12 protein-coding genes are annotated in these 12,408 nt (G+C 66.1%); 4 read left to right on the top strand and 8 right to left on the bottom strand.

The genetic code is table 11. The features are described 5' to 3' along the window. Positions 1 to 12: 12 nt before the first annotated feature. Positions 13 to 273, bottom strand: coding sequence for a glutaredoxin 3 (gene grxC / locus M9955_12270; GenBank protein MCO5082420.1), 261 nt, complete (start codon positions 271 to 273; stop codon positions 13 to 15). A gap of 24 nt (positions 274 to 297) precedes the next feature. Next, positions 298 to 1,083 (bottom strand): ComF family protein, encoded by a 786-nt coding sequence (locus tag M9955_12265; GenBank protein ID MCO5082419.1) that lies wholly within the window; start codon positions 1,081 to 1,083, stop codon positions 298 to 300. A gap of 74 nt (positions 1,084 to 1,157) precedes the next feature. Here M9955_12265 and M9955_12260 point away from each other — a divergent pair, with 74 nt between their 5' ends. After that, positions 1,158 to 2,021: a class I SAM-dependent methyltransferase gene (locus M9955_12260; protein ID MCO5082418.1), complete on the top strand. Its 864-nt coding sequence runs from the start codon at positions 1,158 to 1,160 to the stop codon at positions 2,019 to 2,021. Between the two features lie 3 nt (positions 2,022 to 2,024). Here the strand turns inward: M9955_12260 and M9955_12255 are convergent, their stop codons facing one another. The 5 genes from M9955_12255 to argJ form a co-directional block, all read right to left on the bottom strand. Continuing rightward, positions 2,025 to 2,210 carry a Flp family type IVb pilin gene (locus tag M9955_12255; protein ID MCO5082417.1) on the bottom strand — a complete coding sequence of 62 codons (186 nt, stop codon included), beginning with the start codon at positions 2,208 to 2,210 and terminating at the stop codon, positions 2,025 to 2,027. A 132-nt stretch (positions 2,211 to 2,342) separates the two neighbouring features. Further along, complete coding sequence (locus M9955_12250) at positions 2,343 to 2,657, bottom strand: hypothetical protein (protein MCO5082416.1); 315 nt, start codon at positions 2,655 to 2,657, stop codon at positions 2,343 to 2,345. A 107-nt stretch (positions 2,658 to 2,764) separates the two neighbouring features. Further along, the gene (locus tag M9955_12245) at positions 2,765 to 3,172 is read right to left on the bottom strand and encodes a (deoxy)nucleoside triphosphate pyrophosphohydrolase (protein MCO5082415.1); all 408 of its coding nucleotides are present in this window, start codon (positions 3,170 to 3,172) and stop codon (positions 2,765 to 2,767) included. Continuing rightward, on the bottom strand, positions 3,169 to 3,945 hold the full coding sequence (locus tag M9955_12240) for a GNAT family N-acetyltransferase (GenBank protein MCO5082414.1): 777 nt from the start codon (positions 3,943 to 3,945) through the stop codon (positions 3,169 to 3,171). Before M9955_12240 ends, M9955_12245 begins: the two co-directional genes overlap by 4 nt. A gap of 3 nt (positions 3,946 to 3,948) precedes the next feature. Next, positions 3,949 to 5,190 carry a bifunctional glutamate N-acetyltransferase/amino-acid acetyltransferase ArgJ gene (gene argJ, locus M9955_12235; GenBank protein ID MCO5082413.1) on the bottom strand — a complete coding sequence of 414 codons (1,242 nt, stop codon included), beginning with the start codon at positions 5,188 to 5,190 and terminating at the stop codon, positions 3,949 to 3,951. A gap of 197 nt (positions 5,191 to 5,387) precedes the next feature. On the opposite strand from argJ, the gene M9955_12230 reads away from it, so the two are divergent. Together M9955_12230 and M9955_12225 are read left to right on the top strand one after the other, a co-directional pair. Then, the gene (locus tag M9955_12230) at positions 5,388 to 5,927 is read left to right on the top strand and encodes a biliverdin-producing heme oxygenase (GenBank protein MCO5082412.1); all 540 of its coding nucleotides are present in this window, start codon (positions 5,388 to 5,390) and stop codon (positions 5,925 to 5,927) included. Next, positions 5,924 to 8,467 carry a GAF domain-containing protein gene (locus tag M9955_12225; protein ID MCO5082411.1) on the top strand — a complete coding sequence of 848 codons (2,544 nt, stop codon included), beginning with the start codon at positions 5,924 to 5,926 and terminating at the stop codon, positions 8,465 to 8,467. Before M9955_12230 ends, M9955_12225 begins: the two co-directional genes overlap by 4 nt. A gap of 52 nt (positions 8,468 to 8,519) precedes the next feature. On the opposite strand, the gene M9955_12220 is transcribed toward M9955_12225, so the two are convergent. Further along, complete coding sequence (locus M9955_12220; GenBank protein MCO5082410.1) at positions 8,520 to 9,407, bottom strand: peptidylprolyl isomerase; 888 nt, start codon at positions 9,405 to 9,407, stop codon at positions 8,520 to 8,522. 242 nt (positions 9,408 to 9,649) lie between these two features. Here M9955_12220 and secA point away from each other — a divergent pair, with 242 nt between their 5' ends. Further along, positions 9,650 to 12,391: a preprotein translocase subunit SecA gene (secA, locus tag M9955_12215; GenBank protein MCO5082409.1), complete on the top strand. Its 2,742-nt coding sequence runs from the start codon at positions 9,650 to 9,652 to the stop codon at positions 12,389 to 12,391. Positions 12,392 to 12,408: the final 17 nt, after the last annotated feature.

The raw sequence follows: 12,408 nt of genomic DNA, 5'->3' as shown, positions 1-12,408 counted from the left end.
CAAACGCCCCGGCTATGCCTTGCCCAGCAGGGCGTCGAGTTTGCCCTGCCGCTCGAGTTCATGCAAATCGTCGCTGCCGCCGACATGGACGTCGCCGATGAAGATCTGCGGAAATGTGGAACGCCCGTTGGCCCGGGAGATCATCTCCTGGCGCAATTCCGGGGAAAAGCTGGCGTCGCGCTCGTCATAGGCCACGCCCTTCCTGTCGAGCAGACGCTTCGCCGCGGCACAGTAGCCGCACATCATTCGGGTATAGATCGTTACATCGACCATGACCGGCCTCGTTGCATCAACCGGCTATATAAGGTCTTGATCCTCCGGCAGGAAGTCCCCTGGCAGGACGCGCGCGAAGGTGAGCACGTCGACGCGCGCGGCACCGGCCCTTTTCAGCGCCTTTGCCGCCGCTGAGACGGTCGCGCCGGTCGTATAGACATCATCGACAAGCAGGATAACGGCGCCAGAAACGCGCGGCTTCAGCGCAGCCGGCACGGCGAAAGCCGCCCGGACATTCTCCTTGCGCTCGCGTTGGCCGAGCCCGACCTGCTGGCGCGTCAGCCGGGCCCGCACCAGAAGTTCCGGCGCGAAGGTCAGGCCCCTCAGCCGGGCAAGCGCGCGCGCCAGTTCGGCCGACTGGTTGAAGCGCCGCGACAGAAAGCGCCGCCAGTGCAGCGGCACCGGCACCACGACCTGCCCCGGCTCGAACAGTTCGGCGCCGGCGCGCAGCATCCAGCGCGCCATCCATGGCGCAAGGTCGGTGCGGTCGCCATATTTCAGGTTCTGCACAAGCTTGCGGGCGACACCGGTATAGGCGACCGCCGCGCGCGAGCGGTCGAAGACAGGCGGATCGGCGATCGCGGCGGCCGAAACGACGGCCTCCTCCTCGTCGCGCTCGAACGGCGTGCCGAGGACGTCGCACCATGGCCGCTCCAGAAAACGCAGCTTCGGCCAGCAGTCGCCGCACAAGGTCGCGGGACGGGATACGCGCAGGCCGCAGCCCGGACAGGCGGGTGGGAACAGAAGATTCGCGCTCCAGCTCAATCCGGAACGAAGCACAGACTTGATCTCGGACGCCCGATTGTCCACGAAACCCCTATCGATGGCTGGCGCCGGGATGACCGCCCCTCCATATCCATGAATAAACCGACCCGGAAACGCCGTTGCAAGAACTGTTCGACACCAGACTGACCCTCGCGCGCCGGCTGCGCGCGCTGAAAGACGGCGACCCGTCGGCGCTGTTCCTGATGAAGCGCGTGGCCGAAGACCTTGAGGACAGGCTCTCGACGGTCGGGCGGCGGTTCGGGCGGGCGGTGAGCCTCTACTCCTTCACCGACGACGCCCGCCGCGCCGTGATCGCCAGCGGCCGCGCCGAAGACGCGGAGCGGCTGGAGGCGGACGCGGCCTTTCTCTGCGGCGAGCCGGGTATCGTCGGCGGGCCGGGAGGTGTGCCGCTCGCGCCGGAAAGCATCGACCTCGCCGTGTCGCTGCTTTCCCTGCACGAGGTCAACGACCTGCCGGGACTGCTGATCCAGATCCGGCGGGCGCTGAAGCCCGACGGCCTTTTCCTCGCCGCTTTTCCTGGCGCCGGCACGCTTTCGGAGCTGCGCGAGAGCCTGCTTGCGGCCGAAACCGAACTATATGGCGGCGCCAGCCCCCGGGTCATCCCCTTCACCGACGTGCGCGATGCCGGTGCGCTTCTGCAGCGCGCCGGGCTGGCGCTGCCGGTCTCCGATATAGAGACGCTGATGGTGCGCTACGACACCATGTTCGACCTGATCCGCGATCTCCGGGCGACAGGCTCGACCAACGCGCTCGCCGACCGTTCGCGGCGGCCGGGGACGCGAAGGCTTTTCCGGCGCGCGGCGGAAATCTACGCGGAACGCTTCGCCGATGCGGACGGCCGCATCCGCGCGACCTTCGCCATCGTCTGGCTTTCCGGCTGGGCGCCATCGCCGACGCAGCAGAAGCCGCTCAAGCCGGGCTCGGCGAAGATCTCGCTGAAATCGGTTCTGGGAGAGAAGTGACGGCTACTGGAAGCGCTCGCGCGTGCTGTCGACGGCCGCGCCCTGCGCCTGATAGGCATTCTGGACACTGTTGGCCATGGTCGAGTAGCCGGTGATGGCGACGAGAGACAGGATCGCGGCGATCAGCGCGTACTCGATCGCCGTAGCGCCGGCGCAGTCGTCGATGAAGCGATGGATCAGGGCTCGCATGCGCACGGGATCTCCTCGTCGGTCCTTCAATTACCGCAAAGAGATTAACAGACGCTCAGGCCGCAACCTTAACTTTGAGTTGAAAAACATTGCGCCAAGCAACGCCAGCGCGCCGCGAGCATCCGCACCCGATCAGCACTCGCCCTGGGTCGAACCGTCGGACCGGATGATGCATTCGGCGTCGGGCGAGCTTTGCAGCACGCTCTTGCGGATGGTGTAGGTGCGAGACGGGGAGATCGATCCGGTCGACATCATGTCCACTTCGACCGGGCGACCGCCATCGGCATAGAAGCGACGGCCGCTGTCGGCGAGGTAGGAGGTGGCGAACAGCGCCAGCGCGATCGCCGCCGTGCCGAACAACAGGGCAACCCGGACAGGGCTGATACCGGGCAAGGCACGGTCGCCCCGGCTGCTCCGGATTCGTTCCCAATCTTCCTCATTCTGCATCGCGGCCCCCTGCCGTCGCCCGCGCGACGGGTCGATATGCATCCAGATCGCCTACATTTTTCACGTTCGGCTGAACGTTCTCTTAACAATTCCGGGAAAAGCGGCGTTCAGAGCAGATCGATGAGGAAAGGGATCAGCGGTTCGTCGGCCGGCGGCATGGGATAATCCCGCATGTCGCGTGGGCGGACCCATTTCAGCGCCTGTCCTTCCAGCGGCCTCGCAATGCCTTCGTAGCGCCGGCAGACATAGAGCGGCATCAAAAGGTGGAAGGTCTCATAGGTATGGCTGGCGAAGGTCAGCGGCGCGAGGCAGGTGGTCTTCGTCTCGATGCCGATCTCCTCGCGCAGCTCGCGGATCAGCGTTTCCTCCGGCGTTTCGCCGGGCTCCACCTTGCCGCCGGGAAACTCCCACAGACCGGCCAGCGTCTTGCCCGGCGGGCGCTGCGCCAGCAGCACGCGACCGTCGACGTCGATCAGCGCGCAGGCGGCGACGAGGACCAGCTTGCGGTCTGTCATGCCGCCTCCGGGGGCTGGCGGTAATGATACCGGTAGAGTTCGGCGAAGCCCAGCGAATCGTAGAGGCCCCGCGCATGCGCGTTGCTCTCCTCGACCTGCAGCCATGCCGTGCGAGCGCCGCGCAGCCGCGCCCATTTGAGCGCCGAAAGCACGATGCGGCGCGCATATCCCTTGCCGCGCTCGCTCTCCGCCGTCGCCACCTCGAACAGGCCGGCGAGGTCCCCATCCTGCACGCAGATCGCCACCGCCAGCGGCTCCTCGTCCCTTTCCAGCGAAAAGAGACCGGCTTCGGGCTCGATGGCCAGCAATATGTCGGTGAGCGCCGGCCGCAATATGTTGGTCGCGCCCTTGGCCTTGATCGCCGCGCTGACGAAGCGGGCGACGTCGCGCATCGGGATCTGGTCGAGCCCATCGGCGATCAGGTCGTCGTCGAGCGGGCGGTGCATGACGAGCGACTCGGAGAACCGCCGCCAGCCAATCCGGTCGAAATGCTCGGTCAGAGCGTCGCCTGAAAGCGGCGACATGCGGAAGGTCAGCGGCAGGCTTGCCGCCGCGAACTCGCGGCCGACCTTTTCGATGCGGTTCTCCAGATGGTGCGTATCGCCCGGATCGAGCGGATTGACCGAGTTCAGGCGCTTGGCCGGATGGCCCGGCGTGAGCCGCACGAGCCAGGTGCCGTCATAATGGACCTTCGCCGCCGGCCAGGCCCTGAAGCCCGCAGCCTCGAACCGGCGCACGGCGGCCAGTTCAGGCTGTGCGAGTGGGGTCGGCAAGCTCTAGCTCCGGTAGTCGCCGTTGATCTCGACATAGGCCTTGGTGAGATCGCAGGTCCAGACCGTGGCCTTGCCGCGCCCGAGCCCGATGTCGGCGCGGATGCGGATCTCGTCGCGCTTCATGTAGTCGGAGGTCGCGGCTTCGGAGTAATCGGGATCGCGCTCGCCTTCCCGGGCGACGCGGATGTCGCCGAACCAGACCGACAGAAGGTCGCGGTCGGCCGGCTCGCCCGCCTTGCCGACGGCCATGACGACGCGTCCCCAATTGGCGTCCTCGCCGGCGACCGCGGTCTTGACCAGCGGCGAATTGGCGATCGAAAGCGCGATCCTCTTGGCCGAGCGCGCGGATTTCGCACCGGTGACGGTCACCTCGACCTGCTTGCGGGCGCCTTCGCCGTCGCGCACGACCTGCAGCGCCAGATTCTTCAGGATGCGGTTCAATGCCCGGCGGAACTGCATGAGGCGCGCGTCCTTCGGATCGGTGATCCTCGGCGCGCCGCGCTTCGCCGCCGCGCCGGTCGCGAAAAGCAGCAGCGTGTCGCTGGTGGACGTGTCGCTGTCCACCGTCACCGCGTTGAAGGTGCCCTTCGTGCCGGCCGACAGCATCTGCTGGAGGACGGTCGCGGCGATCGGCGCGTCGGTGGCGACGAAGGAGAGCATCGTCGCCATGTCCGGCGCGATCATGCCCGCGCCCTTGGCGATGCCGTTGATGGTGACGTCGGCATCGCCGAGCTTCACCGTGGCGGTGGCATATTTCGGGTAGGTATCGGTGGTCATGATGGCCTTGCCGGCCTCACCCCAGAGCCCGGCTTCCGCGCCCTTGGCCATATCCTTGAGCAGATGCGAGAACTTTCCGGCGTCGAGCGGCTCGCCGATGACGCCGGTCGAGGCGAGGAACACCTCGTCCGGCCGGCAGCCGACCGCCGCCGCCGCCGCCTTGGCGGTGAGCGACGTCGTCTCGCGGCCCTTCCTGCCGGTGAAGGCGTTGGCATTGCCGGAATTGACCACCAGCACGCGCGCCTGGCCGCCCGGAAGGTTGGCGCGGCACAGATCGACCGGAGCCGAAGGACATTTCGACCGCGTGAAGACGCCGGCGACCTCGGTGCCTTCGTCGAACACCATCAGCAGGAGGTCGGTGCGGTTCCTGTACTTGATGCCCGCCTCCGCCGTCCGGATGCGGACACCCTCGAGCGCCGGCAGCTTCACGTATTTCTTCGGCGCGAGCGGGGAAACGGTGGCGGACATGGGGCCTCGGACGGCTTGCGGAATAAACGGGAGTTCCGTTTGCCCGATCGCGGGGACAGGCGCAAGACCCGCCAACGCCCAAGGAAATTGACGTACAGGCCCATTGTTCTATCTATTCGGCGACTTGCTTCGTGGACAGGCTTCGGTCGGCCCCCGCGGCCTGGCGACAACCGAGAAGGCAGCGAGACCGCCCTGCAATGCTGACGAAGACGCGACGTTTCGAACTGCGCGAACGGACTGCCGCCGCACACGCCGAGCTGGACCGCCTTGTGGGCGGTTTCGACACCATCGGCGATTACAGCCGCTATCTGACGGGCATACACGCCTTCAGGGCGGCAGTCGAACCGTGCTTCGAGGAAAATCCGGCGATCTGCTGGCGGCCGGAGCCGCTTCGGCACCTGATCGAGGCCGACATGGCCGATCTCGGCATCGGAAGGACGCCCGCGATCGGCGTTGCGCTCCAGCCGCGCTCGATTTCGGAGGCGCTAGGCGTCGCCTACGTGCTGGAAGGCTCGCGGCTTGGCGCGAAGCTGCTTTTCCGCCGGGCGATATCGCTCGGCTTCAGGGCGGAGCACGGTGCGCGTCATCTGTCTGTGCAAAGCCGGGGCGCCGATTGCTGGAAAAACTACATTGGCGCGCTGGAAGCGGCGGAGCCTTTCGATCCCGACGCGGCGGTCGCGGCCGCATCGGCCACGTTCGGCCACGCACTCGACGCGTTCCGGAGAGCCGCAAGATGAGCGGCGGGGAGCGCGTCGACCTCACCAATTGCGACCGCGAGCCGATTCACATCCCCGGCAGCATCCAGCCGCACGGCTCTCTCATCGCCTGCGACGCCAGCGCCGCGATCGTGCTGCGCCACTCCCGCAACGCGGCGGCGATGCTCGGGCTGGAAGGCGAGATCAATGGCCGCGCGCTGGGCGACCTTCTCGGAGCGAAGGTGGCGCACGACCTGCGCAATGCCCTTTCCATTGCGGGAGACGCGTCGCGCCCGGCACTTCTTTTCGATGTCGGCCTGCCGGCGGGCGGGCGCTTCGACATGGCGATCCACAGCTTCAAATCGAGCGTCATTATCGAGTTCGAGCCGGGCGCCCATGGGCGTCCGCTGCAGCTCGCCCGCGAGCTGATCGGCAGGATCAAGAATATCGACAGCGTCGAGCGTCTGGTCAAGCAGACGGCGCGACTCGTGCACGGCAGCTTCGGCTATGACCGCGTGATGATCTACCAGTTCCAGCAGGAAGGGGCCGGCAAGGTCGTATCCGAGGCGAAACGCGCCGATCTCGAAAGCTTCCTCGGCCAGTATTTTCCGGCGAGCGACATCCCCCAGCAGGCGCGTGCGCTCTATTTGCGCAACACCATCCGCATCATCTCCGATGCCAGCGGGGCGCGTGTCGCCATCGAACCGGCGCTCGACGGATCGGGCGAACCGCTCGACCTCTCCTTCGCCCATCTGCGCAGCGTCTCGCCCATCCATCTCGAATATCTGCGCAACATGGGCGTAGCCGCCTCCATGTCGATCTCGGTGATCGTCGACGGGGCGCTGTGGGGCCTGATCGCATGCCACCACTATTCGCCCCGCCGGATGGAGATGGCGGAGCGCGTCGCCGCCGAAATGTTCGGGGAGTTCTTCTCCCTGCATCTCAACGCCCTTCGGGAAAAGCACAAGCTCGACACGGCAAACGCGGCCCGGCGATCTCTGGATCGCTTCCTGCGGCTCGCATCGCACCATACAGACATCGGACAGTTGTTCCGGGAGAACCTCCCGGACTTCGCCGAACTCATCCCGAGCGACGGCGTCGGCCTGTGGATGAACGGCAGCTGGCATGGGCTGGGCTCGACGCCACCCGCCGGCGCCGTTCCGGACCTTGCCCGCTTCGTCACTTCGGTCGCGGCCGGCGGGGTGTGGGCGACGCATGCGCTGGCGCAGAAATACCCGCCGGGCGAGGATTTCGCCGGGGAAGCAGCCGGCCTGCTCGCCGTTCCGCTCTCGCAGACGCCGCGGGACTATCTCTTCTTCTTCCGCAAGGAGTTCGTGCAGACGCTGAACTGGGCGGGCGATCCGAACAAGTCCTACCAGCCCGGGCCGCTCGGCGACCGGCTGACGCCGCGCAAGAGCTTCGCAATCTGGAAGGAGACCGTGCACCGGCAGTCGCAGCCCTGGACGGAGGCCGACCGCGAGATCGCCGAGGCGACGCGCGGCGCCACCGTCGAGGTCGCGCTGCGCTACAATGAACTGATGAGCGAGGAGCGCGCCCGGGCGGACGTGCGCCAGCGCATGCTCAACGAGGAGCTGAACCACCGGGTCAAGAACATCCTCGCCGTGATCAAATCGCTGGTCGGCCATCCGATCCGCGAGGGGCGCACGCTCGAAAGCTATGTGGCGTCGCTGAAGGGCCGCATCCAGGCTCTCGCCTTCGCGCACGACCAGGTGATACGCGGCGACGGCGGCGGCGCATTGGTCGATCTCATCAATGCGGAACTCACGCCCTATCGGGGACCTGCATCGACGATCATGCTCGAAGGGCCGAAACTCTGGCTGGACAGCCGCGCCTTCTCGGTCATGGCGCTGGTGCTCCACGAGCTGGCGACCAACGCCGCGAAATACGGCGCGCTCTCCCGGACGGGCGGCACGCTGTCCGTGACGTGGCGCTACCTGCCGAACGGCGATGCCGAGATCGTCTGGCGCGAAAGCGGCGGGCCGCCGGTGACGCCACCGGCGCGACAGGGCTTCGGTAGCCGGCTGATCGATCGCAGCATACCCTACGATCTCGGCGGCAGGAGCATCGTCGATTTCGAGCGGGAGGGCCTTCGCGCGACCTTCGTCCTCCCGGCGCGTCACCTGTCGTCCGCTCTGGGCGCGAGTTCACAGGACATGGCTGGCGCGGCGCGAACGACGGACGACGCCTCGGGATCGGCGCTCGGGAGCGACGTGACCGTGCTGATCGTCGAGGATCAGATGCTGATCGCCATGGACGTCGATTCGACGCTGTCCGACCACGGCGTCCAGAAGATCGTCACCACGGGGTCGGCCGCGGAGGCGCTGGCGCGGCTGCGCGACGTCGAGCCGGATGTGGCCATTCTGGACGTCAATCTCGGCCAGGGCACCTCCATCCCGGTGGCGGAGGAACTGCGGCGGCGCGGCATTCCCTTCCTGTTCGCCACCGGCTACGCCGACAGCGCCATGATCCCGCCGGAATTCAAGGACGTGCCCATAGTGCGCAAACCGTTCGAGACCGCCTCGCTGATCTCGACGCTGGAAGGCATCTTCCGCCGGGACTGAGCATTTCCGGCGAAGCGGCGCGGCTCCGGAACAGGCCGGCGCCCGCTGACCGCTATTGCTGAGGCTGCTCGGCCGGCTTTTCGCCCGCGCCTTCCGCCGCCGGCTCCAGCGCCTTCTTCAGGTCCGCGTCGGCGATGTCGACGGTCGCGGCATCGCGCAACTGCTTCACCAGCGCATAATACTTCTCGCGCAGCACGACGTTGCGGAACTGGTCCTTCACCTCGTCGAAGGCCGGCGGCTGCTTGGCGCGCTTGTCCTCGACCTTGATGACATGCCAGCCGAATTGCGACTGCACCGGTTCCCTGGTGTAGCTTCCCGGCTCCAGCGCGAAGGCCGCCTTCTCGAATTCCGGCACCATCTGGCCGGCGCCGAAATAGCCGAGATCGCCGCCGCTGGTCTTGCCGCTCGGGTCCTCGGTCTTCTCGTTGGCGATCTTTTCGAAGTCGCCGCCACCGTCGAGCTCCTTGATGATGGCCTCGGCCTCTTCCTTCGTCTTCACCAGAATGTGACGGGCCTTGACCTCGTTCTCGGCCGGCGTGGCGGCGATCTCCTGATCGTAGCGGGCGCGGACTTCCTCATCGGTGATCTTCTTCGCCACTTCCTGATCGATGACCTCGGCATGCAGGGCGCGCTGGTTGAGCATGGCCAGCCGACGCTGGAACTCCGGATTCTTGTCCAGCCCCCTGGCCCCGGCCTCGCCGGCCATCAGGCGCAGTTCGATCAGGGCCGACAGGGCGGCGGCACGCTGCTGTTCGGCCGGCAGGCGCGCAAGCTGCGGATCGAGATCGGTGACGGCGGCCTTGAGGTCCTGTTCCGTGATCTGCTGGCCGTTGACGGTCGCGACCACCTTGTCTTCCTGGGCCTGCAGGCCGCCCAGCATGGCGAGCGACAGGCCCATGGCAAGGCCAAGCGGCCTCAAACGACGCGTTACGACCAGCATGAAGTGTCTCCGGGTGAAATTTACGACCGCCCTCAAGGCGATCCGAATGTGGCGGAATTCAGCGCTCGACCGCATGTTCACGCGGCGTTGACATCGCTTCGGCCCCCTCTTATCTGTCCAACGACTTTGCGTCCAGAAGTGATTTCCGGGCGCTTTTCTTGTTTGTCTCCGCCTCTAACTTTGTATGGCGGTAGTGGCCGGCGTTCCACGGTCGGCCTTGACTGGGATGAAAGGACCACTGGATGGTCAGCCTCGGCTCTCTCGCTCGCACAATCTTCGGCTCGTCGAATGACCGGCGGGTCAAGGGCTTCCGGCCTCGCGTCGCGGCGATCAACGCGCTGGAGAACGAGCTTGCCGCCCTTTCGGACGATGCTCTGAAGGCGCGCACCGTGCAATTCCGCGAACAGCTCGCCAACGGAACCGATATCGACGATCTGCTCGTCCCCGCTTTCGCCACCGTGCGCGAGGCGGCGAAGCGCGCTCTCGGCATGCGGCCCTTCGACGTGCAAATGATCGGCGGCATGGTGCTGCACGGCGGCGGCATCGCCGAGATGCGGACGGGCGAAGGCAAGACGTTGGTCGCCACCGCCCCGGTCTACCTCAACGCGCTCGCCGGCAAGGGCGTCCATGTCGTCACCGTCAACGACTATCTCGCCAAGCGCGACTCGGAATGGATGGGCCGCATCTACAAGTTCCTCGGCCTTACCGTCGGCGTCATCGTCCACGGCATGGACGATACCGAGCGGCGCGAAGCCTATGCCTGCGACGTCACCTACGGCACCAACAACGAACTCGGCTTCGACTATCTGCGCGACAACATGAAGTATGAGCGCGTGCAGATGGTGCAGCGCGGCCACAACTACGCGATCGTCGACGAGGTCGACTCGATCCTGATCGACGAGGCGCGCACGCCGCTCATCATCTCCGGCCCGCTCGAGGACCGTTCGGAGATGTACAACACCGTCGACGCCTTCATCACCAAGCTCGCGCCGGCCGACTACGAGGTGGACGAGAAGCAGCGCACGGCGATCTTCACCGAGGAAGGCACGGAAAACGTCGAGAACATGCTGCGCGGCGCCGGACTGCTGAAAGGCGAATCGCTCTACGACGTCGAGAACGTCGCCATGGTCCACCACGTCAACAACGCGCTGAAGGCGCACCGGCTCTTCACGCGCGACAAGGACTACATCGTCCGCAACGGCGAGATCGTCATCATCGACGAGTTCACCGGCCGCATGATGCCCGGCCGCCGCTTCTCCGAGGGCCTGCACCAGGCGCTGGAGGCCAAGGAGCACGTCCAGATCCAGCCAGAGAACCAGACGCTCGCCTCGGTCACCTTCCAGAACTACTTCCGCATGTACAAGAAGCTCTCCGGCATGACCGGCACGGCACTGACCGAGGCGGAGGAATTCGGCAACATCTACGGCCTCGAAGTGACCGAGATCCCGACGAATCTGCCGGTGCAGCGCATCGACGAGCACGACGAGGTCTATCGCACGGTCGAGGAAAAGTACCGCGCCATCGTCAAGGAAATCCGCGAGGCGCGCGAGAAAGGCCAGCCGATCCTCGTCGGCACGACCTCCATCGACAAGTCCGAGCAACTCGCTGAACGGCTGCGCAAGGAGGGCTTCAAGGAATTCCAGGTGCTGAACGCCCGCCATCACGAGCAGGAAGCGCAGATCGTGGCGCAGGCCGGCAAGCCGGGCGCCATCACCATCGCCACCAACATGGCCGGCCGCGGCACCGACATCCAGCTGGGTGGCAATGCCGACATGCGCATAGCCGAGGAACTCGCCGACGCCGAGCCGGGTCCGGATCGGGACGCGCGCGAAAAGGCGATCCGCGAGGACGTCGCGCGTCTCAAGGAGAAGGCGCTGGCCGCCGGCGGGCTCTACGTGCTCGCCACCGAACGCCACGAATCGCGCCGCATCGACAACCAGCTTCGCGGCCGCTCGGGCCGCCAGGGCGATCCCGGCCGCTCGAAATTCTTCCTGTCGCTGCAGGACGACCTGATGCGCATCTTCGGCTCCGAGCGGATGGACGGCATGCTGCAGAAGCTCGGCCTCAAGGAAGACGAGGCGATCACCCATCCGTGGATCAACAAGGCGCTGGAAAAGGCGCAGAAGAAGGTCGAGGCCCGCAACTTCGACATCCGCAAGAACCTGCTGAAATTCGATGACGTGATGAACGACCAGCGCAAGGTGGTGTTCGAGCAGCGTCTCGACCTCATGGACGGCGAAAACCTCACCGAGACCGTCACCGAGATGCGCCACGACGTCATCGAGGAGCTGGTCAACAAATACATTCCCGAGACGGCCTATGCCGAGCAATGGAACGCCGCCGGACTCAAGGAGGATGCGCGCAACTTCCTCAACCTCGACATTCCGGTCGAGGACTGGGTGAAGGAAGAGGGCATTGCCGAGGAAGACATCCGTGAGCGGCTGATCAAGCTCACCGACGAGGCGGCGCAGCAACGGGCGGAGCGCTTCGGACCGGACGTGATGGCCTATGTCGAGCGTTCCATCCTGCTGCAGACGCTCGATCATCTGTGGCGCGAGCATCTGGTCAATCTCGACCATCTGCGCTCCGTCGTCGGGTTCCGAGGCTACGCCCAGCGCGACCCGCTACAGGAGTACAAGCAGGAGGGCTTCGAGCTCTTCCAGACCATGCTCGGCAATCTTCGCCAGGCGGTCACCGCGCAGTTGATGCGTGTCGAGCTGGTGCGCGAGGCGGCCGAGGCACCGCCGCCACAGACGCCGCAGACCATCGGCCATCACCTCGACGCGACGACGGGTGAGGACGATTTCAACGAAGGCGATTTCGGCGACGCGGCCCTGATGACGCGCGTGGTGACGGAGCGCGTCGTCGCGCCGGAGGATCGCGACCCGAACAATCCCGCGACCTGGGGCAAGATCGGCCGAAACGAGGCCTGCCCCTGCGGCTCCGGCAAGAAATACAAGCACTGCCACGGGGCGTTCGCTTAAACGGCGGCGCTACCCCT

The sequence above is a fragment of the Rhizobiaceae bacterium genome (assembly GCA_023953845.1).
Lineage (GTDB): Bacteria > Pseudomonadota > Alphaproteobacteria > Rhizobiales > Rhizobiaceae > Arvimicrobium.
Note: the sequence above shows the minus strand (reverse complement) of the source record. Positions and strands in the feature narration are given on the sequence as shown.